This window comes from Nostoc sp. (assembly GCF_036919495.1).
In the GTDB taxonomy this organism is placed as follows: domain Bacteria; phylum Cyanobacteriota; class Cyanobacteriia; order Cyanobacteriales; family Nostocaceae; genus Nostoc.
This window is the reverse complement of the sequence record NZ_JBALBZ010000212.1, coordinates 99411-122506: the sequence shown is the minus strand read 5'-3', so window position 1 is coordinate 122506 and position 23096 is coordinate 99411. Positions and strand designations below refer to the sequence as shown.

General features: G+C 44.0%; 21 protein-coding genes. 7 read left to right on the top strand and 14 right to left on the bottom strand.

The annotated features are described in order from the left end of the window. Positions 1-9: 9 nt before the first annotated feature. Complete coding sequence (locus V7K25_RS30585; RefSeq protein WP_335163521.1) at positions 10-654, bottom strand: sigma-70 family RNA polymerase sigma factor; 645 nt, start codon at positions 652-654, stop codon at positions 10-12. A 563-nt stretch (positions 655-1217) separates the two neighbouring features. Between V7K25_RS30585 and V7K25_RS30580 the strand changes: the two genes are divergently transcribed. The 3 genes from V7K25_RS30580 (at position 1218) to V7K25_RS30570 (ending at position 5706) form a co-directional block, all read left to right on the top strand. Further along, the gene (locus V7K25_RS30580; RefSeq protein ID WP_335163519.1) at positions 1218-2186 is read left to right on the top strand and encodes a DUF1822 family protein; all 969 of its coding nucleotides are present in this window, start codon (positions 1218-1220) and stop codon (positions 2184-2186) included. A 170-nt stretch (positions 2187-2356) separates the two neighbouring features. Beyond that, a complete protein-coding gene (locus V7K25_RS30575) occupies positions 2357-4687 on the top strand; it encodes a CHASE2 domain-containing protein (protein WP_335163572.1) in 2331 nt (776 codons plus the stop codon). A 194-nt stretch (positions 4688-4881) separates the two neighbouring features. After that, positions 4882-5706 carry a DUF928 domain-containing protein gene (locus tag V7K25_RS30570; protein WP_335163517.1) on the top strand — a complete coding sequence of 275 codons (825 nt, stop codon included), beginning with the start codon at positions 4882-4884 and terminating at the stop codon, positions 5704-5706. 364 nt (positions 5707-6070) lie between these two features. Here V7K25_RS30570 and V7K25_RS30565 read toward each other — a convergent pair whose 3' ends face one another. Both V7K25_RS30565 and V7K25_RS30560 read right to left on the bottom strand, forming a co-directional pair. Continuing rightward, positions 6071-7222 carry an AI-2E family transporter gene (locus V7K25_RS30565; protein ID WP_335163515.1) on the bottom strand — a complete coding sequence of 384 codons (1152 nt, stop codon included), beginning with the start codon at positions 7220-7222 and terminating at the stop codon, positions 6071-6073. Between the two features lie 78 nt (positions 7223-7300). Then, positions 7301-7504, bottom strand: coding sequence for a hypothetical protein (locus V7K25_RS30560; protein ID WP_335163513.1), 204 nt, complete (start codon positions 7502-7504; stop codon positions 7301-7303). Positions 7505-7525: 21 nt separating this feature from the next. On the opposite strand from V7K25_RS30560, the gene V7K25_RS30555 reads away from it, so the two are divergent. Next, positions 7526-7684 (top strand): hypothetical protein, encoded by a 159-nt coding sequence (locus tag V7K25_RS30555; RefSeq protein ID WP_335163511.1) that lies wholly within the window; start codon positions 7526-7528, stop codon positions 7682-7684. Positions 7685-7784: 100 nt separating this feature from the next. On the opposite strand, the gene V7K25_RS30550 is transcribed toward V7K25_RS30555, so the two are convergent. Next, a complete protein-coding gene (locus V7K25_RS30550) occupies positions 7785-7940 on the bottom strand; it encodes a hypothetical protein (protein WP_335163509.1) in 156 nt (51 codons plus the stop codon). A gap of 89 nt (positions 7941-8029) precedes the next feature. Here V7K25_RS30550 and V7K25_RS30545 point away from each other — a divergent pair, with 89 nt between their 5' ends. Further along, positions 8030-9475 (top strand): alpha-L-fucosidase, encoded by a 1446-nt coding sequence (locus V7K25_RS30545; RefSeq protein ID WP_335163507.1) that lies wholly within the window; start codon positions 8030-8032, stop codon positions 9473-9475. Between the two features lie 44 nt (positions 9476-9519). Here the strand turns inward: V7K25_RS30545 and V7K25_RS30540 are convergent, their stop codons facing one another. The 3 genes from V7K25_RS30540 to V7K25_RS30530 form a co-directional block, all read right to left on the bottom strand. After that, entirely contained in the window at positions 9520-9768 is a 249-nt protein-coding gene (locus tag V7K25_RS30540) for a hypothetical protein (protein WP_335163505.1), read from the bottom strand. Between the two features lie 105 nt (positions 9769-9873). After that, on the bottom strand, positions 9874-11640 hold the full coding sequence (locus tag V7K25_RS30535; protein WP_335163503.1) for a WD40 repeat domain-containing protein: 1767 nt from the start codon (positions 11638-11640) through the stop codon (positions 9874-9876). Positions 11641-12095: 455 nt separating this feature from the next. Continuing rightward, entirely contained in the window at positions 12096-12491 is a 396-nt protein-coding gene (locus V7K25_RS30530; protein ID WP_335163501.1) for a hypothetical protein, read from the bottom strand. Between the two features lie 310 nt (positions 12492-12801). Here V7K25_RS30530 and V7K25_RS30525 point away from each other — a divergent pair, with 310 nt between their 5' ends. Beyond that, positions 12802-13479, top strand: coding sequence for an SDR family oxidoreductase (locus tag V7K25_RS30525; RefSeq protein ID WP_335163499.1), 678 nt, complete (start codon positions 12802-12804; stop codon positions 13477-13479). Position 13480: 1 nt separating this feature from the next. Here V7K25_RS30525 and V7K25_RS30520 read toward each other — a convergent pair whose 3' ends face one another. From V7K25_RS30520 to V7K25_RS30490, 7 genes are all read right to left on the bottom strand, one after another. Then, the gene (locus V7K25_RS30520) at positions 13481-14533 is read right to left on the bottom strand and encodes an aromatic ring-hydroxylating dioxygenase subunit alpha (RefSeq protein WP_335163497.1); all 1053 of its coding nucleotides are present in this window, start codon (positions 14531-14533) and stop codon (positions 13481-13483) included. Positions 14534-14682: 149 nt separating this feature from the next. Next, the gene (locus V7K25_RS30515; RefSeq protein WP_335163496.1) at positions 14683-15120 is read right to left on the bottom strand and encodes a secondary thiamine-phosphate synthase enzyme YjbQ; all 438 of its coding nucleotides are present in this window, start codon (positions 15118-15120) and stop codon (positions 14683-14685) included. 96 nt (positions 15121-15216) lie between these two features. Continuing rightward, positions 15217-16410, bottom strand: a complete 1194-nt coding sequence (locus V7K25_RS30510) for a pyridoxal phosphate-dependent aminotransferase (protein ID WP_335163494.1) — start codon at positions 16408-16410, stop codon at positions 15217-15219. Between the two features lie 76 nt (positions 16411-16486). After that, on the bottom strand, positions 16487-16741 hold the full coding sequence (locus tag V7K25_RS30505) for a helix-turn-helix domain-containing protein (protein ID WP_335163492.1): 255 nt from the start codon (positions 16739-16741) through the stop codon (positions 16487-16489). 338 nt (positions 16742-17079) lie between these two features. Then, positions 17080-20361: an efflux RND transporter permease subunit gene (locus V7K25_RS30500; protein ID WP_335163490.1), complete on the bottom strand. Its 3282-nt coding sequence runs from the start codon at positions 20359-20361 to the stop codon at positions 17080-17082. A gap of 18 nt (positions 20362-20379) precedes the next feature. Continuing rightward, on the bottom strand, positions 20380-21786 hold the full coding sequence (locus V7K25_RS30495; protein ID WP_335163488.1) for an efflux RND transporter periplasmic adaptor subunit: 1407 nt from the start codon (positions 21784-21786) through the stop codon (positions 20380-20382). Positions 21787-21845: 59 nt separating this feature from the next. Beyond that, positions 21846-22154, bottom strand: coding sequence for a hypothetical protein (locus tag V7K25_RS30490; protein WP_335163486.1), 309 nt, complete (start codon positions 22152-22154; stop codon positions 21846-21848). A gap of 277 nt (positions 22155-22431) precedes the next feature. On the opposite strand from V7K25_RS30490, the gene V7K25_RS30485 reads away from it, so the two are divergent. Continuing rightward, positions 22432-23043: a TetR/AcrR family transcriptional regulator gene (locus V7K25_RS30485; protein ID WP_335163484.1), complete on the top strand. Its 612-nt coding sequence runs from the start codon at positions 22432-22434 to the stop codon at positions 23041-23043. The last annotated feature ends 53 nt before the right edge of the window (positions 23044-23096 follow it).

The following is a 23096-nucleotide window of genomic DNA, read 5'->3' as shown; positions in this document are numbered from 1 at the left end:
TATTAAATATTAAATACATATATATTCTTGGAGTTTATCAGTAAATTTTTTCAGGCATCGTTGGTAGAAACTATGTAGAGATGTAATTCCAATGCCCCATTCTGCCGAAATCTCTTTCCAGGAAATTCCAGAGTATCTTCTTTTAGCTATAGCTTGGAAATTTGCCTCTGGATGACCTTTTATATGTTCTTTGCAAAAAATAAACTCTGGATCGGATTCTATACATTCTATTATTTGTTCAGATAAAGACATAGGTTGAGATTGAGATGATGGGATATTATCCATCTGAGATTCTTCGAGATTTATTTCATTTCCTTTGCCGATAACTTTGGGGATAGCTTCTGGAAAAAAGCGTTTACTCAATAGCATATTTACCCAAGTTATAACTTCGCCGCGTTCTGGATCGTACTTTTTAATATTGTTATCTTGGCAAAGATAAAAAAATAAATTTTGTACTGCCTCATCATAAATATCTTCATAAACTAGTTGAAATTGACCCTTATAAGGATGAATCAGTCTACCCGACTGCCAAATCGCATTCATCAGCCGTGTTAAAGCTACGCGCTGTTCTTTGGTTGCGTATGGGTGTTGTTGGGCTTTGAGCGTTAATTCTTTAAGTTGCACATCTAGTTCTTTTCTCCAGTCGTTAGTCATAAAAGACCTCGAGTTCAAACGCACCAACTTGCCATTCTCTATATATCTCTCATGTATGGATTGTGATTTTTACACAAACTAGCCACAATCGTTACAAAACTTTTCGCTCCGGCATGAAAGAAATGTAAGTAGGTATTAATACTGTTCAGTTAAGCAATTTCTTGGTTAAGGGAATTCCAAAAAATAAATTATCTAATCTTGTGAGGTGAGCATCTTGCCCGAACCGGATTAAATTAGTGAACAGTTAAGCTTATGAGCATTTAAGTTGCATAAAAGCATGGTTGGAACTGCTTACTATAAGCAAATCAACCTGGAAAAATGAATAACGATTAGCTTAATCATTGGAAGCAGTCGCAGATTTGACCCCAAATTGAAACACGCTACTTCTATTCGTCGGGGACTCTGACTCCCAACGGACAAATTAACTGATAATCGATAACTGTTGAGGCCTAGCCCTCAATCCCTAATTATTTTTTTCCAATAATTATTCTCTATTTTGTGGCATAAATTTAGTTAATGCGGGTGATATGTATACAGCAGCATTGATCACTAAGAAGTTCCTTATGACTAACTCCACCTACCAGCTAGACGATTCCGCTTTAACATTGCCGATTTCCCAATTAGCTCGGATAACTGCCGAGCAATTTGCTAACCAGCAGCCAAATTCTGAAAAAGCAGAGCAAGTTCGGCTGAATACCTTGGCTGTGTGGGTGGTGAATGACTACTTAGAAATGATGGATATTCCTACTGATCTCCAAGCTAGTGACAGCTGGAACGCTATTATGCGCCTCTGTGGGGATGTAGCTGATTTAGAAGTGCCCTCCATTGGTCGTCTGGAGTGTCGCCCTGTCCATTCACATCAGCAGATATGTTCCATTCCTCCAGAAACCTGGGAAGAACGGGTGGGTTATTTAGTAGTTCAATTTGATGAATCGCTCCAAGAAGCGAGGTTGCTTGGTTTTATCCCCAGTGTCGAAAATGAAACGTTGCCTTTAGCGCAATTGCAACCATTGGAAGCGTTTATAGACCACCTGGGCCAACTGCGCCAATCCCCAGCTAGTCCACTGGTGAATTTAAGTCAATGGTTTGCTGGTATATTTGAGACAGGTTGGCAGACTATTGAATCTCTGTGGAACGTCCCAGAACTCAGACCAATTTATGCTTTTCGCAGTACTGATACTATCGAACTAAATGCCCTTAACCGACCAGAATCAATTACTAAACGGGCAAAACTGATTGATTTGGGTATCCAAATTCTGAACCAACCCGTCATGTTGATTGTAGAAATCAGCCCAGAAAAGGATCAGCAAACCAGTATTCATCTCCAATTACACGCCACTGGTAATCACATTTACTTGCCACCAGGAGTTCATCTCACTGTTTTAGATAGTTCGGGAACAGTATTTCTAAATGCTCAATCTAGAAAATTAGATAACTACATTCAGTTGCAGTTTCGCGGTGAACCTAGAGAGCAATTTAGCGTTAAGGTGGCCATAAATGATACTAGTATTACCGAATATTTTAGAATTTAAAACATTTAGCTATCTTCCCTTTTTGTCGATAATTTATTAAGTGGTAATTGGTTAACTAAAAATTCAAGCCAGCTTTTAGGGATTTTGAAAAAAATCTGTAAATGCTTGTAGAGCTTGTTATGAGACATGAGAACAGGGCATGGTTTCGTACAGTGGGGATAGCGACGGTCATGGGTAAGTTAGTGGTTCTAAAATTCGGAGAGGGTAGTTTTGAGCAAGGGTTTGCTGTCACTCTCGAAATTGGTGAAGAACAGGGGCGTGCTACAACAGAAATTACGGGGAAACTACCTTCATTTCCCGAAATGCCGCTCTATTACAGTCATTGGCAGTCTAGTTATCGACAGATAGGCAATCGTTATCGTCTTCATGCTGACAAAATGCAGGTGACGAATGTCTCGATGATTCAAGACTGCGAAAACGCTTCTCATATTTTGCGGGCCCGCTTTAATACGTGGCTGCGAGCAGAGGAGTTTCGCCCTTTGAGGGAAAAATGGTTAGAAAGATTGTCGTCCACAGAAGAAGTGCGGGTAATTTTACAAACAGAAAATAGCCAATTACAGTTATTACCCTGGCATCTGTGGGATTTGTTAGAACGCTACCCCAAGGCTGAAATCGCCCTTTCTTCACCATCTTACGATCGCATTCACAAACCACACACAAAAAATCCATTAGTCAATATTTTAGCGATTGTGGGCAATAGTCAAGGAATTGACACCCAGGCCGATCAAGCTTTACTGCAACAGTGTAGTAATGCAGAGGTCTGCTTTCTAGTAGAACCACAACGGAAGGAATTGACTGAGCATCTTTGGGGAAAAAACTGGGATATTCTCTTTTTTGCTGGGCACAGTTCCAGCAATAAAAATGGCGAAAGCGGACGAATTTACCTGAATAAAACTGATAGCCTCACCATTAACGAGTTAAAGTATGCTCTAAAGAAAGCCATTGAAAACGGCTTGCAACTAGCTATATTCAACTCCTGTGATGGATTGGGATTGGCGCGAGAACTAGCTGATTTGCAAATCCCTCAGATGATCGTTATGCGTGAACCTGTCCCAGATCAGGTTGCTAAGGAGTTCTTAAAGTATTTTCTCGAAGGTTTTGCTAGAGGCGAACCTTTATATCAGTCGGTACGCCAAGCGCGGGAACGGTTGCAAGGGCTTGAGGATAAATTTCCCTGTGCGACTTGGCTACCAATGATTTGCCAAAATCCAGCGCAGATCCCGCTCACTTGGGATGAATTAAGGTCTACAAAAACTGAAGCACCAAATTTAGTTTTGTCTACCAGACACAGACTTATGATAACTTTGTTATCTAGTTTGGCGATTACAGGCTTTGTTTGTGGGCCGAGATTGGTGGGATTGCTGGAAAATCCAGAGATTGCAGCCTATGACTTGATGATGCGATCGCGCCCTGCCGAAGGACTGGATTCCCGACTCTTAATAATCACAATTGACGATAACGATCTAGCAATTCAAAGAAAAAATAACGAGGATTTGATTGGAGCTTCCATTTCCGAAAAATCTCTTAACAAACTCCTGGCAAAACTGAATCAATACCAACCCCGTGCGATCGGCTTGGATATCTACCGTGATTTTAAAGCCAAACAACCAGATTTAATTACTCGTCTTCAAAAAACTGAGAATTTGATTGGCGTATGTAAAGGGAGTGATGTCACAGTAAATATCCCAGGAAATCAGCCGCCGCCAGAAATCCCTAAGACAAATTTGGGATTCAGTGACTTTATTCACGATCGTGATGGAGTTATCCGTCGGCATCTCCTGTTCATGAACCAAGAGGCGACATCATTGTGTACTGCTCCCTTTGCATTCAGTCTAGAACTCGCCTCCGTGTATCTACGCCCTTTAGGGATTGAACCAAAGTTCACCCCTGAAGGGAATTTGCAGCTAGGCAAAACTATTTTTCCGAACCTAAAATCTCGGACTGGCGGTTATCAAAATATTGATGCCAATGGCGGTCAAATCTTACTCAATTACCGTTCCCCAAAACAAATAGCCGAACAGGTGAAGCTAACCCAATTTTTATCAAGTCCAATTAACTCTAGTGCGATCAAAGATAAAATTGTTTTGATTGGTGTGGTGGCAAAGGGGGATTCTCCAGACACCTGGCCTACACCCTATGGCGTTCCTTTAGATGAGCAAATGCCAGGAGTGTTAGTACAAGCGCAGATGATCAGCCAAATCCTCAGTGCAGTGCAAGATGGGCGACCCTTGCTGCGGGTTTGGTCACTGTGGACTGAGGTAGCATGGATTTGGAGCTGGTCTTTAATAGGGGGAGTCCTGGCTTGGCGAAAGCTTTCCTTCCCTTGGTTAGTATTGGCAGTTATTATTACCTCTAGTGTTCTATATTTAGTTTGCTTTGGTCTGTTAATTTCGGGTGCTTGGGTGCCTTTTGTACCTTCGGCTTTGTCGTTGGTTGTCACGGTTGGCTTGATGTCAATATTTAATTCACCAACAAAACTTCGGGTGGCTACCGGGGAATAGGGTAATACACTTAGTTAAGAAAATTGATCTATTAAGGCAGGCAGGGTAAAAAATCTGATAATTGTATTGGATAGACAAATTTGGATAATTTAATTTTTGGAGTTCACTAGGGAGTGGAAAAATATTTCTGTATGAAATTTTTGGATAACTAGTAGATAATTCTATTAGATTTGCATACTTAAGGGAAGGTTTTTATGAAGTTAAATTCACAACAGATAAAACTGTTTTTAGTAGTAGCTTTTAGCTGCACTAGTTTACTAGTTAGCCTGACTCCAGTACTGGCAAAACCAACTCTTAGTTCTTCACCTAGCAATCGCCCTGGTGTTAAAACGAACCTTGCTCAAGCCACAGCCTTTAATCAACCCTCACTTCCATCTGGCCCTCCTCCCGCAGGTCGCGTTCGTGGTGGAGCAAAGCGCGACGGGGGGGATACATGTCCAGTTATTATTAGTAAACCTGACCTGACTGCTTTAGTACCTTTTACAGAGGAAGCTAACTCAGTGATTAATGTCTGGGGACAGACAACGGAAGAACACCCAAGTTTGTTTTTCTATGTGCCTTATACTAAAGATTTGCCCTATGCAGTTGAATTTGTGCTGCAAGATCAGGACTTGAAGGACATTTACAAAGAAGCGATCGCTCTACCAAATAAACCAGGAGTCATCCGCGTTTCTCTGCCTATCAGCGCTCCTGCCTTGGCACTAAACAAACAATATCGCTGGTTTTTAACCGTTAACTGTGACAACCAAGAAAATTCTCCCCCGACTTTCGTTGAAGGAGTAATACAACGAATCGAACTCAAACCAGCTACTCTCAAAGAGCTACAAACCAGAGAACCTCTAAAGCGCTATGCTATCTATGCCCAAAATGGGATATGGTACGAGGCACTAACGATACTGGCCCAACTGCGCGATCAAAATCCTAAAGATGCAGCACTACAAGCAGAGTGGCAGAATTTATTAAGCAGCATCCGCTTAGATGATGTTGCAGCAGAACCGATTGTTTCGGAAAAACCTTAGACTAAAAAACACATTTCCAAAGTAACTAAGCAGGTAGCCATAATTAAATATAAAATAAAATCCTAGTTGGTAGTGAGCGGTAAATCGAGCACTACCAACTAGGATTTTCAGAACTAAGGGACTTCCAAGAAATAAATTATTCCAAGAAACGAACCACAGAGACAAGGCAGCGCGGTCTTGGGGGTTTCCCCCATGAGCGACTGCCGCGCAGAGAACGCAGAGAGAAGAAATAGAGAGAGTTTTTGCCTCAGTTTTGGAACATTTTTTTATTTGGAAGTCCCTAAAGTCCTTACTACAAACTTTAATTTATTTACCCCTAGCGACTTACCTTTAGGTATAGGGCTAATCTAAAATCTATAATTGATTAATCTTCTTTTTGCAAGATATCATCATCAATCCGTCGCTCCCGATTAATATCGGGATTTTCTGCTGTCCGATTTTCATCTGCTGCAAGAGTTTCAGGAACCATTACAAACTCAGTCTCTTTTGTATGGTTATTTCCCCATTCATCCAAAACATCTTTGATCAGTACTTCTTGCAACCAAATCTTAGCAACAACAGTCAGGGGTAGCGCCAGAAATAATCCTAAAAAGCCAAAGAAAGTGACGAAAAATAGTTGGGCAATTAAGGTTACGGCTGGCAGTAATGAGACTTGATGCGCCATAACAATAGGTGTGATGAAATTACTCTCAGCCTGTTGAATAAAAAAGTAGAGAATTAAGACAGCGATCGCTTTCCAAGGTTCATCCAAAAAGGCGATCGCCATTGCTGGTATTACACTCATCGTGGGGCCCAGATTGGGAATTAAGTTAAAAAATCCCGCTAAAACCGCTAAAGCAAGTGCTGCCTTGACATGTAAAATTGATAAGCCAATCAGACTCATCAGCCCCACTACAAAGATGGCAATCAAAGCGCCTGTAATCCATCCCTCTAAAGAGACTTCACATTTATCTAAAATCCCATCTACCCGCCGCCGATAAAATGAGGGGAAAAGCCGCACAAATACTTTGCGGTAAGCCACGGGATCGGCTAAAATCATTCCTGTTAAAACCAACACTAGCAAAATCTTGAGGACAACTTCCAAAGAGCCAGAGACAAAGGCAAAGGAGTTTCCCAATAACCGATTGGCGAAGGGCTCTGCTTGTTGGATGAGGCTGTTTATATCTGGGATGTAGGGAACCAACTGGTTAGGAATATGAGTTCTCAGGGCATCAAGCCAACTATTAAAGCGCTCAAACCCTTTAGGAACCTGATTGGTTAGTTCTTGAAACTGCTGTGCAAATGGCGGCACAATTAGCCAGAAAAAACCCGCAATAATTGCAAAAAAGATAGCTACTGCGAGGAGGACGGCGAAGCCACGTTTCATCCCAAAGCGTTGGAAGCGTTTCGCTAGCCGATTTAAGGTGGTGGCTAACACAACTGCGGCAAACATGAGCAAAAGCACTTCCCGAATTTGCCACAGGATGTATAAAGAAAGAACGATGGCGATTAAGCCGATCCATTGACCGAGGTTCACAGGCTGACTCCCAACGGTTGGTGAGATGCAATTTTTTGGTAATTCAGCTAGATTAACTGATTTTAGTAACTTGTGCGTCTATGGTTTGAGTGAATTTTGTTTCTGTGTTTGGAATCGCCACAGTAGCGCGATCGCTATAATCACAATCGGCGAAAATATTATAATCAGCGCATTAGTTGCTGTGGCCGGAATTAATAGACTTGGCCCCGCATACTTAATCAATACTGATAACAAAGCTGAGAGTAAAAGCAGTTTCAGAACTAAACCTAGTTGATTTTCCATAAAAGTACGGCATACAAATTTTTGTGGTACATACGAGTTTGGGCTGTACCGCCCAGTTTCTACAATAAACCTACAGATACAATCTTTCCCAACTTTCTTTGGGAAATGGCTTTGCTTTATTTACGTCAAACTCAACCAGCCAAAATAAAGTTAGTTGGGGTTGAGTTGCGATCGCCATAAGCAAATAGTATGAAGGGGATAGTTTTATTATGGGCGTGCGATCGCCTACTCTTAAAGCAAGCTACGCCTTGCATCCTTCGTTTCTGATAGGTGTTAGAAATTATATTTTTGCGAAACCTACGAGGCGATGAACTTGGACTGATACATCACCAAAGGCTAAGGCGACAATAGTACCTGTGGTTAATGTCAGTTCAGTTGTGTATTGCCCATTTCCGATTTTTGCAGTGAGGTGTACTAAGTATGCTTTGTAATGCATTCTTTCTGGTGATGATACTTTTAAACGCTTAATCGCTACTGACAAGATACAGTTGTAAGATTATATATGCCCCAGTCAGGAGCATTCTGATGTTTCGGCAATCAATACGTGGATTAATTATTGCGATCGTTCTAAGTAGCTTTTTGTATCTGACAGCCTCTACTGCCTTTGCACGACAGATATATGAACCAACAACTGAGTCCCTATCAAAACATGAAGTTCCAGAGTGGTTCAAAGATGCTAAACTCGGCATTTTCATTCACTGGGGCGTTTACTCCGTACCTGGTTGGGCACCACTGACTGGTGAACTGAATAAGGTAGTTGCAGAACGCGGTTGGGAATATTGGTTTCAGCACAATCCTTATGCTGAATGGTATTACAACTCCATGAAACTTAAGGGCAGCGATACCTATAACTATCACCGTGCAACTTACGGTGAAAATTTCACCTATGACGATTTCATCCCCACCTTCAACGCAGCCATCACAAAGTGGAATCCATCCGAATGGGCAAAACTGTTTTCTCAAGTAGGTGCGCGGTACGTTGTGCTGACGACCAAACATCATGATGGCTTCCTGTTATGGCCTAGCAAAACCACAAACCAGTCAGGACGAGTGGCGGCGCGGGATCTTGTGGGCGAACTGACACAAGCCGTTCGTAAACAAGGTATGCGTATGGGTCTGTACTACTCCGGCGGTATTGATTGGTCTAAACAAGATACAACGGTGACAGACTTTAACACTTTGATCGCAGCCATTATCCAAGAAAAAACTTACGCTGAATATGCTAATGGTCACTGGCGCGAACTCATTGACCGCTATCAGCCGTCCATCTTATGGAATGACCTTGGCTACCCTGTTGGTCAGGCGAACGACATTATGGCTTACTTTTATAATCACGTATCTAACGGTGTCGTTAATGACCGCTTTGATTTAAATGGGCAATTCGGTTTACACTTCGACTTCTCCACACCTGAATACAATCAACTCAAACAAATCGAACCAAAGAAATGGGAAAGCACAAGGGGTTTAGGTTACTCGTTCGGTTACAACCAAAATGATACCGACTTGAACATGATTTCAGTAGATGAACTGGTTGACTCATTCGTTGACATTGTTAGTAAAAACGGCAACTTACTGCTCAACATTGGCCCAAATGCCGATGGTTCAATCTCGAAACTGCAAAGTGAACGGTTGCTCGGCTTGGGCAAGTGGCTAGATGTAAATGGTGAAGCCATCTTTGGTTCGCGCTATTGGATACGCTCAGAAGATATATCCACTCAAGGCATACGAGTGCGCTATACCACAAATAAAGCTAATTTGTATGCTGTCTTGCTTGATACTCCTATGAGTAAGACGCTGACAATCCCAGGGCTAATTCTGCCGAAAAATGCAAAGATTACAATGCTAGGGGCAAAAGGTAAACTTGAGTGGCAACAGTACGGACAGAATTTATTTGTCACGTTACCAGATATGTGTATAGGGAAAAAATCACCAGCCTACACGTTGAAGATCAGCCAGATACCTGTTTCCTGAGGCTAGGATAGTAACTCAACAAGATTGCGATCGCGAAACATTCACTAGTTAGCACTCAAGAGAAAAAAGCTAATCAAACGTAACCAAAAATAAAGGCTGCGATCGCCATAAGCAAGTACCATAGAGGGGATAGTTTTATTATGGGCGTGCGATCGCTTACTCTTAAAGCAAGCTACGCCTCGCATCCTTCGTTTCTGACAGGTGCTGTCATCAAAGATGCCTGCTTCTATTGCTCGGTGATAGCGTTCAATTGTCCATTTAAAAGTTAGTTGGGGTTGAATAGCAATAGTCATAAGCAAATAGCATAGAGGGGAATATCTTAAATTATGTGCATTAGCGATCGCCTAATATAGTTAACGCAAGAGACTTTGTAGAGACGGCGATTAATCGCGTCTCTACTAACTCCGTTGCCAAATTTTAATTGTCTTATCCAAACTCCCGCTAACCAACATCTCGCCGGAAGCTGTGAAAGCTAATGCTGTGACTATATTCCCATGACCTGTAAACGTACCCAGCAATTCACCAGTTTGTAAATGCCACAACTTAATGGTTTTATCAGCACTACCGCTAGCGATAATTTGACCATCGGGACTTAATGCGATCGCATATACTCTATCTCTATGTCCTTTCAGAGTATGAAGTAATTCCCCAGTCTCCAATTGCCAAACTTTAATCGTTTGATCCCAGCTACCACTCACCAGCATTTTACCATCTGCACTAATCGCTAAGGAACGCACGATGTGAGAATGGCCCATGAGGGTATGCAGTGGTTGTGCGTCTTTTAAACTTTTTATCCCCGTCTGGGGTAAGGTGCGCCAGACTTTTATTTTGCGATAGCTACCTGTAACTAAAGTTTCGCCATCTCGACTCAAAACCAGGGAATGAGCAGCTGTATCATCTAAAGAGAGTGCGATCGCAACCTGACGTTGCATCAAATCCCAAAACAGAATTTTTCTATCATCTCCGCCTGTCGCTAACATTCTCCCATCTGGGGTGAAGGCAGCACATCGCACTACCCCATTATGTTTGTGCAAAATATCTATTAAATCTAAAGCGCCTACATGCCAAAGCTTAATTGTGGAATCTGCACCACAACTCACTAAAGTTTGTCCATCTGAACTAAAAGCTAGGGAATTCACTTCATCCACCAGCCCAGATATCACCCAAGGATATTCTGATAATGTATCTATTAATTCACCCTTGCTTAAATCCCAGAGTTTCGTCTCTCCTCGACTACCACTTGCCAATATGGGTAAAGCTTTGCCATTATCACACCCGGAACTGAAAGCTAGGCAATTAATACCTCTGGTGTGTCCTTGCAAAGTCTGCCAGCATTCCCAGTCACCGACTATATCTTTGAGGCAATGCTCTGATGGTAGAGTCTGTATTGTATCTGCGATCGCTTTCTCATGAATTAATGGCGACGTGTCTTTTTTACCAAGAAGTGATTCTAAATACCAATTCAACCCCCCTGCATACAACAAGTTACTTGGATTAATGTAGAGTTTTGGTTCAGTAAGTTCAATTTGGTTTGCAGGTAAAAAGCCTGTAATTATGCACTGCTTCTCGTCGTATCCTAGCTTACCTGTAGATGGATAAAACAAACATAGAAAAATTAATACTTGGTGCTTTCTTAAATCTTCTTGAGTAACTGACCACCTAATTTTGTCTTTCTTAATACCATTAAAACTTTCTCTATCAGCAACATAAACTTGAACACTTAGCTGAGGATTATCTTTTAGTACATAAGAAAATTTGCTTTCGCCAGACAAATTTCCCTCATCATCCAAAACCATGTTTTCCACAGTATCTTGTGATACCTTTTTTACCAACTTTCCTAAGCATTCAGCTATCACCCGGTCAACAATATGCTCTCGCAAAAGATAATCTTGCGCTTGTTGTTGGAAGTATTTGGGAAAAGGTATCGTCCAGTCAGGAGGTTCAGGATATTCAGGTGGCGTTGGCGGTGGATTTTTGGCAAGAACTTCTGCTTGTTGGCGAGAAAGTTCTTGGAGTCTGGCCAATGGCTCGCCCCAAAAAGCCATAATTTCAGTGTGACAACCTTTGACTTGACTTTCTAGCAAAGATAAGTCATAAGTTTTAGGTTTTTTCACACGTTGAAGGAAGTCAGCTTGTTGAGATTTGAGTAAGCTAATCCAATCCATCTGCATTCCTGCGGCAAACTATTGCATACCTACGGTAAGCTATACCAATGCAATTACTCAAGTTTATAACCTTAGTTAATTAAAAATACAGTAATCTTAGTAGTCTAATAAAACACAGCAATTAGCAGATGTTTCCGGGAAAGATAGAGATTATTGCACTTAGACATTTCATAAACTGATGCAGTTGAAGTATATAGAATTAAATGATGTCAGTCAATTCTAACGGAGATGCAGAAGGAGATACTGTTTCTACGGAAACAGTTATCGCTGTAAAGGAAAGTTTAATGTGAGACGGATTTCAAAGGTTGCCGTAACGTTAAGTCAACAAATACCTACACAAAAATAACGTAGTACAGCACGGCGGAAGTAAACCACCCATCCCAACTCAATGAAACCCTTGCGGTATAATAATTACGAATTACGTTAGCGTAGCCCATTACGAATTACGAATTATTTTAACCTTTGCGTTTTGGTTGTCTAGGTCTAGTACTTATATCAGAGGAGTCGCCAAAAGTATCTCTTGCCTCAATCTGTTTAATTTTCATTTGCAAATTCAAGTCATCGCTGCTAACAATTGTTTCTAAATTCGCTAATCTCCGCTCTAGCAATTCTATTTGCTGCTGTTGCAAATAGTTAGTTTTTGATTTTTGCTCATCAGAACGCCAAACAGCAACTGTACCAATAGCTGCGCCACCAATTGCAACTAAAGGAAGAATAGCACCGCTTTTAGTAATTGCTGACAGTGGGACGCAAACTCCGAGAATGGCAACTGTAATTACCCAAATTCTTGTGGTGGCAGATAATCTGACATCCTGGTATTGTTCTAGATTGGGTTGAGATTTTTTCGCCATAAGTAAATCCATTGAAAAGTTATTTGCTAGATTGGCACAATTGTTTATTAAAATACTTCCTACAATTGGGTTAAGTAATTCTTTTGTAGGGTGTGTTACAGCTTTAGCCTAACGCACCATGTTATAAGCTGTTACGTATATAACTTGCATTATCAGGGCGGGCAGGATGCCCACCCCACAATCATCTTGATAAAAATATTAGTGCAAATTAAAGGCGCAACAGCTTATAAGGGTGTGTTAGGCGCTCATGTGATATTTTTCGTGACAATCCTCTGATAAAATCCTTTGAGCGTAAGTAGTTAAATTTATTATGACAAGTGCATCTTATATTTTTCTGGCTGGAGCAAGTCGTGGTGTTGGTCGAGAAATTGCTCAATATCTCACAGCGCAACAGCTAAAGGTAAGAGCTTTTCTGAGAACAGCAGCAGTTGCTAGTGAACTAGAAAAAATCAATATTGAGGTAGTTCTGGGAGATGCCTTGAATATTGGCGATGTAGAACGCGCCATGCTGACAGATGAACCTATTCACACCGTTATCAGTACAATTGGCGGCTTACCATCAGATGTAGAAAGACCCGATTACCCTGGTAATAAAAATCTGATTGATGCAGCAGTTAAAGCTGGGGTGCAAAAGTTTATTCTTGTGTCTTCCATTGGTGCTGGCAATAGTGTTGTTGCTGCGTCACCCCAAGTTTTAGCGGTACTGGGAAAAGTTTTAGCTGAGAAAGACAAAGCTGAACAACACTTAATTGCCAGTGGACTTACTTATACAATCATCCGTCCTGGTGGACTCAAGTCAGAACCAGCAACGGGTAATGGTGTTTTAACTGAAGATCCGCACATTATTGGTAGCATAAATCGTGCAGATGTTGCACAGTTAGTTGGTCGCTGTTTAAATAGCGAGCGTGCCAATAATAAAATCTTGTCAGCGATAGACCGAAATATGCAGTTTGGACAAAGAGAATTTGCAGAATTTACTTTGCAGTAATTTAAGCACGCCACCGGAGTATCTGACCCTTGACAGGATTCACAAATTCTCGTCCTTCAGCGACAGACTTAGCATACTCTCGCTTTAACTGGTAATACCACTGCGCCTGCATATCTGAGTCTTTAATCAGTCGCAGCACGGGATTATATTTCAAACCAATCTGCTGTTTTTCTACAACCGTTCGGTCTTGGCCAATAAAAGTCCGCGCCAGCACATGTAACAGTGGTTTGAAAAATCCTACCCAAGGAAGTGTCCAGTAAAGAGCAAAAGTTACCTCGGTTTCTGTGTCTGAAATTGGTGTAACTGCCGTTAAATTAACGACTCGATGGTTGCCAATTGTGGTTTCTTCGATTCTGACTCCAGGTAAACGAAAAGAAATTTCCGTTTCCGGTACACCACCGCCAATCAGCCAGTATAATCGACCCCCATTTGCTGGTAATCGGTGTCGTCGCATTGTGAAGCCGTAGGGCGAAGCATCGAATTGCTTCACTTCTTCGTGCAGTTGTTCACTTCGCCACCACCAAGCACGATGAACATAAGGTGAATGAGCAGGGTCCATCAGACCTACCACTGCATGATCTATAAAACAAGGGAATTTTACCACTTCTACGAACTGGTGAGAGCGATCGCCAAACCCTGGAATTACCGGAATTTCCATCTCAGAGGCAGGTTGAGGGTTATCGGGATCAGCCATATATATCCAGATATTCCCTTGTGCTTCCCGGATTTCATAGGAATGTACGTCAAAGCGCCTCAAATCCATCTGCTGTTCCTCTACAAGAGATGGAATCGCAGTGCAGCGTCCAGCCGGGTTAAAGCGCCAACCGTGGTAACAGCATTCCACTTCTTGACCATTGAATCTACCACAACTCAAGGGCACACCACGATGCGGACAAATATCTGTCATCGCAGAGACTTTACCATCCTGGCTACGGACTAGCAGCACTGGTTCTCCCAAAAAAATGCGGCTGATCATCATACCTGGCTTGATCTGATTACTAGGCAGAGCATAGTACCAAGTATTACGTAATACAAAGTTATCGTTATTTTTCATCACTAATTGCGTCTGCCTTTAACACAACGAAAGTCTTGGTTTGTGGAAAGGAAGGTTATGCTTGAAAACATTTTTTTAGGGTTTTAATTGCTGTAGGTAATTCTCTCAGATTTAGGTTGTTTTGAGAGGATTACAGGTGCGAAGTAGCATTATTCACCAGAAATTTGGAAAAATACCGTTCTTTTGCGCGGCCCATCCAACTCAAAAAACAATACAGATTGCCAGGTTCCCAGAGCTAATTTACCATCCACAATGGGAATTATCTCACTAGTTGTCAGCATCATTGCCATTAAATGAGAGTGAGCATTAATTGGTTCATCTTCTGGGACATCTCTTAAATGCAAGTCATTATGTAAATATTTGTCTGATTCAGGTGCTAATTTTTGCAAGAATACTTTTATATCTTCTAATAATCTAACTTCATCTTCATTGATAGCTAAAGCTGTGGTTGTGTGTCGAGAAAATACTAAAACTTGTCCATTTTTAATTGATGTTGAAGTAAGAAAATCTTGGATTTGTGATGTTATATTATGAATATTAATTTTTGGCTCAGTTTCAATTTCAATTAACTTATTAATAATTGGCATCTCTTCAATTTTATATTTGGATTACCGACGAGGTACGCCAACACAGCCTAAAGCCTTCTTTAAGGAGGCAGGGCAGGGGGCAGAATTGAATGACTTCTAGCTTAGAACTATAGTTTCCAAACCTTGCACTAATCTTTCTATACCATCTTTTGCTGTCTCTTTTTGCAGCGCACCGTAGGCAACGCGGAGATAGCATCCGTCATCCATACCAAAAGTTGTACCTGGAATGACTGCTACTTTATGTTCCTGGATTAGTCTTTTAACTAACTCCAAAGCATCCATCTGAGTATTAACTTTGAGGAAAAAATAGAAAGCGCCATTGGCAGGTGTAATACTACATAAACCTTGTAGGCGCTTAAGGGAGTCGAGTACTAATTGTCGAACTTGAGCTATTGCACCTATATGACTCTGTAAATACTCCGCTTTTGCTTGCAATGCCCCTAAAGCCGCATATTGGGAAATTACTGGCGGACAAATCAAAATTGTATCCTGGACTTGTTTGACGGAGACAAATAAGTGTTTGGGAATCACCATGTAGCCAATGCGCCAACTGGCAAAACCGTATGCTTTGGAAAGGCTAAAAAGAGAAATGGTGTACTCGCTACTACTCTCAAATGCACCAGGGGAAACGTGTTTTACTCCGTTATAGGTAAAGTATTCATAGGCTTCATCGCTGATATGGTAAATGCCGCGAGTGCCTTCGGCACAGCTTCGCTGAACGCCACAAATTTGATTTACTTGATGCAATGCAGCTTCAGAATAGACAACTCCAGTCGGGTTATTTGGTGAAATTGTCACCACAGCCCGCGTTTTGGGCGTAATTGCTTGAGCGATCGCATCTGGGCGCAACTGGTAATTTTCATCTGTCGCCACTAACACTGCCCGACAACCAGCCATTGCGATCGCCATTTCGTGGTTGAAATAGTAGGGCGTATTCAGAATAATTTCATCGCCTGGCTCAGTTATGGCAAGAATGGCATTCATAAATCCCATATTGCTCCCGGCTGTCACGACGATACAATTTTCCCCATTGATTTTAATACCGTTGAAGGTTTGCAATTTTTCTGCAAGTGCTGTCAGCAACGGGGGAATTCCTTCAACTGGTTTGTATAAATTATTAGTGGGTTCGGCTAAGAATTTTGGTAAAAATTCTATCGCTTCCGGTGGTGGATTGTAATAAACAACACCCTGTCCTAGAGAGATTGTTCCAGGAGAGTTTTTAATCAGTTCCCCAACCACAGGAATAATTGGCGACTGTACCGCCTGCATACGAGAGGTTAGGGATTCCATATTTCCTTGCCTATCTACTTACCTGGCTTTAGTATCCCTTAATAGGGGACAACCGACTAGTACAGCTTGGTGGAAATTAACTTCTCCCACATTGTAAGTCGGGGAGAAAATGTTCTTTCTCTAAACATTCTTCTAAAAAAACTATATCAGCTTCTGCCCACTTTGCTTTTCCTTTGCGCCCTGGTTTTTCCCAAAGTCCTTCTAGCCCTAGCTTTTCCCACTTATGCAAAACTTCTCTTACTGTTTGTGCCGTCCAATTAAAGTGAGATGCTATTTTCTCTACGTACCAACCATTTGGGTTCAATCTAATCACTTCTGCTCTGTCTTTCACTTTCTGGGGTAATATCTGCCGTTCTCAGGTTGAAAAGATTTTTATCCTGTTCAAGACTTACGCACTGAAAGCCTGAAACCTAGATCCCCCCTAACCCCCCTAAAAAGGGGGAAACCTAAAAGCACCCTTTTTAAGGGGGTTGGGGGATCTCTTCTGCGTAAGTCCTACTGTTCTCTGGTCAGAAACACCCTTAAACGGCTGCCCATATCCCTGTTATTTTGGTAAACACATTATACGTATTTACTTATCTTTACACAGCTTGGTTTTTTCACCTCGCTCTACTTAAATTGGCTAAAAAGTAGTTGAGAGCGATCAAGGGTGCGATCGCTCTCATTTCATTAAGCAGGTGCGTCGCCTTGAGCTTTCAGAAAGGTTCCTGCTGGCTTATGCCCGTTTCCATTGGAATGAGTGGTTTTTTCTGATGAGGAGTGGTTTGACGAGGGCGGTGTATCTGGGGACGGTGGTTTGGGCTGCTTCCCTTTGTTAGAATTCATCAGGTTCTTAACTACTACGTAAAGAACAGGCACCAGCAGCAGACTCAAAATAGTGGAGATCAATAAGCCACCAAACACTGCCGTACCTAAAGACAACCGACTCGCAGCACCCGCTCCATGCGCCAGCACCAGCGGCAGGAACCCGACCAGAGCCGCGATCGTGGTCATGAGAATTGGGCGGAGTCGTTGTTGCACGGCATGAAGTGCAGCTTGGGCGATTGTCATGCCCTGCTCCCGCGATTGATTGGCAAATTCCACAATCAAAATGGCGTTTTTGCTTGCCAAGCCAATCAACATCACCAACGCTACCTGACAGTAGAGATCATTGACCAACCCACGCAGTGAGACGAAGAGCAGCGCTCCCAAAACTGCAAACGGGACAGTCAGCAGAATAATAATTGGGTCGATGAAATTCTCATACTGTGCTGCCAGGATCAGAAACACCGCAACGATACCCAAACCAAAGAGCAAAACGGCTTGTCCACCCGACTTCGCTTCTTCTCTCGAAATTCCCGTCCAGTCATAGCCCAGCCCCGGTTGATCAATCTCCTTAAACATCTGCTGCATCGCCGCGATCGCCTCTCCAGAACTGTGACCCAAAGCCGCATTGCCTTGAATTTTGATGGCGCGGAAGAGGTTGAAGTGGCTGATGCTTTGCGGACCGGTAATCGGCGTAATTTTGGCAATTTCACTCAGGCGCACCATACTGCCGCTACGCGATCGCACTTGAATTTGACTAATTTTGTCAGGAGAATCCCGAAATTGCTCATCTGCCTGAATGTAAACCCGATAACTGCGCTGGGAAAATGTGAAATCGTTGATATATTGCCCGCCGATGTAAGCGCCAAATGTATTCATTGCCTGACCAAAATCGACATCGAGGGCTTGCAGTCGATCGCGGTCAATGTCAATTTCGTACTGAGGAGTGCTGGATGTGAACTGGGTAAACACCTGACTCAAGACTGGATTTTGATTGGCTTTGGCAACTAATTGTTGAGCGATCGCCAAAAATTGGTCAATGCTCAGTTGTCCATTGGTGCGGTCTTGCAGTTGAAATTCAAACCCACCTGTGATGCCGTAGCCAGAGACAGAAGGCAGATTGGAGGCGAGGATCAGCGCCTCCTGATTTTGCATCAAGATGCCAGTCAGCCGTTTCACAATGCCATCGACCGAGTGTTCTTTCCCCTCACGCTCTTTCCAATCCTTCAGCTTGACGAAAAACGTCCCCTGATTTGGACCATTGCCGCTCAAGCCAAAGCCAGCAATAATAATCGACGCTTCCATTTCAGGCACTTCTTTTCCCAGGGTTTGATACACACTCTGCGTCACTTTTTCGGTGGAAGCCAGGGAAACTCCGTCAGGAGCCTGAATGATGCCGACGAACACGCCTTGATCTTCGGCAGGCACGAAGCCAGTAGGAACAGAGGTATAGATCAAGACAGTTGCCGCCAAGCCGAGGACAAACACTCCCACTACAATCATGCGGATGCGGATCAGGAATTTGCTCAGACGCTCGTATTGCTTTAGCAGCCAGCGAAAGCCCCGGTTGAACTGGCGAAAGAACCAGCCCAATAGACCGCGCCCTTCGCTATCAGTATGACGGAGGAAGAGTCCAGACAGACTGGGGGTAAAGCTGAGGGCATTGAACAAGGAAATGCCGATCGAGAAAATGATGATCAGCGCAAACTGTCGGTACATAATGCCCGTTGCGCCTGGGAAGAACGATACTGGGATAAACACCGCGATTAGCACCAGAGAGGTCGCTATGACCGCGCCAGAGAGTTCCCCCATTGCTTGAAACGCGGCCTGTTTGGGAGTCGATCCTTGTTCCATTTTGGCGGCAATGGCCTCCACCACAATGATCGCATCGTCTACTACTAACCCTGTTGCCAGTACTAAAGCAAACAGGGTTAGCGTGTTGAGCGAGAAGCCCAGAACATAGGCGATCGCCAGGGCACCAATCAACGAAACGGGAATGGCGATCGCGGGAATGATGGTTGCCCGCCAATCTTGCAAAAAGACGAAAATCACCAGCACGACTAAGAGAATGGCTTCCAGCAGCGTCTTAATCACTTCTTCGATCGATACTTCCACAAACTTGGTGGTGTCGTAGCAGATTACCGCTTTTAAACCGGGCGGAAAGTTTTTCTCGAGCGCGGCGATCTCTGCTTCTACGGCTTTGGCAGTCTCCAGCGCGTTGCTGCCCGGAAGCTGATAGATCAACATGCCCACGCCGGGTTTGCCCTGCACCAGTGCTGATGTCGTGTAGTCTCTCGCCCCTAGTTCGGCTCGTCCGACATCTTTGAGTTTGACCAGTGTGTTATCTGTTTGGTTCGTTTGACCCGTTTGACCCATTTGGGTCTTAATCACCAGGTTCTCAAATTCGCTGACATCTTTAAAGCGGCTATTGATTCGCAAGGGGTAAGTCGTTTTCTGATCTGTCTTCGTAGGCGCTTGTCCGATCGCCCCTGCCCCCACCTGGATATTCTGAGCCGTCAGGGCATCGCTCACATCCGTTGCCGTCAAACCCCTGCTGGCTAGCGCGTTAGGGTCAAGCCAGAGCCGCATTGCATACTGGCGTTCCCCTACCAGGGTAGCATCGCCCACACCTGGAACCCGCTTGATTGCATCGGTGATGTACAGATCCACATAGTTGCTCAAAAAGGTGCTGTCGTACTCGCTATTTTCGGCATAGAAGCCATAGACCAGCAAAATGCTGTTAGACCGTGCCACGGTGGTAACTCCGGTTTGCCGGACCGAAGCGGGTAAAGTGGGTTCAGCGATCGCCGCCCGGTTCTGTACGTTAACCTGATTGATGTTGCGGTTGCTGGATGGATCAAACTGGGTTGAAATGGAACTGGAGCCGTCGTTACCACTAGTGGATGTGATATATTGCATCCCTTCCACCCCGTTGATCTGCCGTTCAATCACTCTAGAGACGGTATCTTCTATCGTTTGGGCATCAGCACCAATCGAGACGCTGGTGGTTTGCACCTGAATTGGGGCAATTTCTGGCAGGTTGTTAATTGGCAGCAGCGGAATACAGATGACCCCAACAAGCAAGATCAGGAGGGTGCAAACCGTTGATAAGACAGGTCGCTTGATAAAAGTGTCGGCGATCGACATGATGATTAGCTCCTAAGGCTAGGGAGATTGCGGAGACTGTGGAGATTCTGGCTGGATGGGTGCGCCATCGCGGAGTTTGAGAATGTTGGAGGTTGCCACTCGCTCGCCCACTTTGACACCTTCGAGAATGGGATAGCGATCGTTTTGCACATCACCCAACTGCACGGGTTTTTGACGCACGACGAATTGCGGTTTTTCCTGCGATTGGTTTTCTTTCACCACATAGACAAAACTCTGTCCACCAATCCGATTTACCGCTTGCGTGGGAATCAAAACTCCGGCTTTCTGGTTCCAGATAATCCGGGCACGCACATACTGCCCATCGCGCAATTTGCCATCCGCATTACCAAAGCGGGCTTTAATCAGAATTGATTGAGCATCAGCATTGATTTGAGGTGAGATAAAGCTGATGCTGCCTGTGGTTAACTGTTTACCTGTGTCGGCATCCAGTAGCTCGACAGGCAATCCTCGACGCAATTGAGTTGCATTGTTGGATGGCACCGAAATTCGCATATCCAGCGCCTCATTTTTGATAATCGTGGTCAGGGTTTGCCCCACACTCACATAATCACCCGCTTTGATGGAAAAATCGCTCACAATGCCATCGATCGGCGCAACCACCTGCTTCTGGTTCAGATTCACTTGATTGACAGCAACTTGAGCCTGTGCCTGCTCCACGTTTGCCTGTGCCTGCTTGACGCTTGCCCGACTGGCATTCACCTGCTTATCAGCCGCATTGAGCGTGGCGATCGCCGTCTCCAAATTGTTTCGAGCAATATCTAGTTGTTGCCGTGCTTGTGCGCCTTCATTTACCAGGTATTGGGTGCGGTCAAACTGCGCTTGCTGTAGTTTCACATCTGACGCTGCTTTGGCGCGATCGGCTGACGCTACCTGACGTTGTGCCTCAGCTGTTGCCACCGCCGCCCGGTTGGAGTTAACGACTGCAAGGGCACTGCTGACATTGGCTGTCGTTTGATCCAAACTCAGCGTTAGGATTGGCGTTCCCTGCGTGACGCGATCGCCACTGGCAACCAACACACGATCCACCCGTCCCTGAATTTGGGGTTGCAGTGAAACGCGCTCCTGTGCCTCCAATTTACCGACGAATTCAGTCGTCGATTGCACTTGACCCGATGCCAACGTCTCCACTTTAACCGGGAGCGGTGGCGGAGCTTGAGCGGCTGCCGGATCTTCTCGACTGCCGAACGATCGCCAGCCGACAAAGCCGCCCCCAATCAGGAGAACGGACAGAATGCTCCCAAGCCAAACCTTGCGCGATCGAGGCTTTTTAGCCGTTGTTTCATGCGTTTGACTGGAATCAACTGCCGACGCTGAGATCGAGCCAGAATCTTTTGCACTATTGCCTTCAAGCAAGTGGGATTGATCCGCTTCAGAATCAGATAAATGTGCATGATCGGATGACATAAAATACCTCTGTTAGATAAAGGTTTAGGATATAAATATTGAAGCGATCGAGAAATAAATTAATCTTTGCGTTTGGCTGACATTTGCCAAATTCTTTCTAAGGTTTGAACATGTTGCCGCTGCACTGCTGCGCGATCGTGATAGCGAGCTTGCCGCCGACCCGCCCTCATACCCAGATGAAAGAAAGCAAATGCTACCCAAATAATCACCAAAAATGCCGAGAAAAAGTTTCCAAGCGGACTACCCACCAAATTTGTTGAGATTAAAAAGCGCAATTGATCGGGCTGTTGCACGATCGGCGTTCCCATTTGAGATGGCAGTGTCATTTGAGCGCGAGAGGAATTATCCAGAGGAGAGAATGCATTCATACTTCCATCCGTCCATTTTCAAGCCCAGACAATCTGCCTGATGGTTCAACCAACGAACCTCTGGCTGCATCTGTTTTTATCAGTAGTTGTGACATTTGTACGCTCCATCGACTTACAGCATTGGAAATTCCTACTACACCAAATGCACGAAACTGTTTCGTTTCGTATAAGATAAAAATAGAACAAACTGTTTTGTCTTGTCAATTAGTATTTGAAGGAATCACCCAGTAGGATGAGGGGATTCTCCAGCCATCAAGGAGGTTGAGTGAAGAGTAACGTGAAGAGTGTCGATAGGGAGCTGTCTCCCGAAAAAACGGAAGCCATTCTGCGGGGCGCGATGCAGGAGTTTCTGGAGCATGGCTATGCGGGTGCCCGGATCGATAAAATTGTGGCAGCCTCAGGAGTTTCTAAAGCCACAGTCTACCGACGTTTCCCCAATAAGGAAGCCCTGTTTACCGCCCTGATTCAACGGATGGCAAGCAAAGCAATCTTGTTTCAGCAACAGGATTTTCCATCCCCGCAGGAGGAGCCTGCTGCCTTCTTGAAACGGTTTGCCACTGCAATGCTGGACAACATTGCCCAAAACTCACAAGAGCTAATGCTGCTCAGAATCATCATGGGGGAATCAGGACGGTTTCCAGAATTGGCGCAAGCGTTTGTCCGGGCGGTCGAAAAGCCCAGCCTTGACTTTTTAACCCAGTATTTCGCGACGCATCCTCAGCTCCAGTCTGCTGACGCTGAAGTAACAGCCCGCATATTGATTGGCACGCTCATCCATTTTGTGACTGTGCGAGATATACTGCATGGTCAAGAGGTTATGCCAATGGAGCGCGATCGTCTGGTCAATGGATTAATTGATTTGCTGATTCAACCTAAATGTCGTCTCTGATAATGCTCCGTTGAATCAGACCGATGGTGATATTGTAACGAGGTTTCATTCGT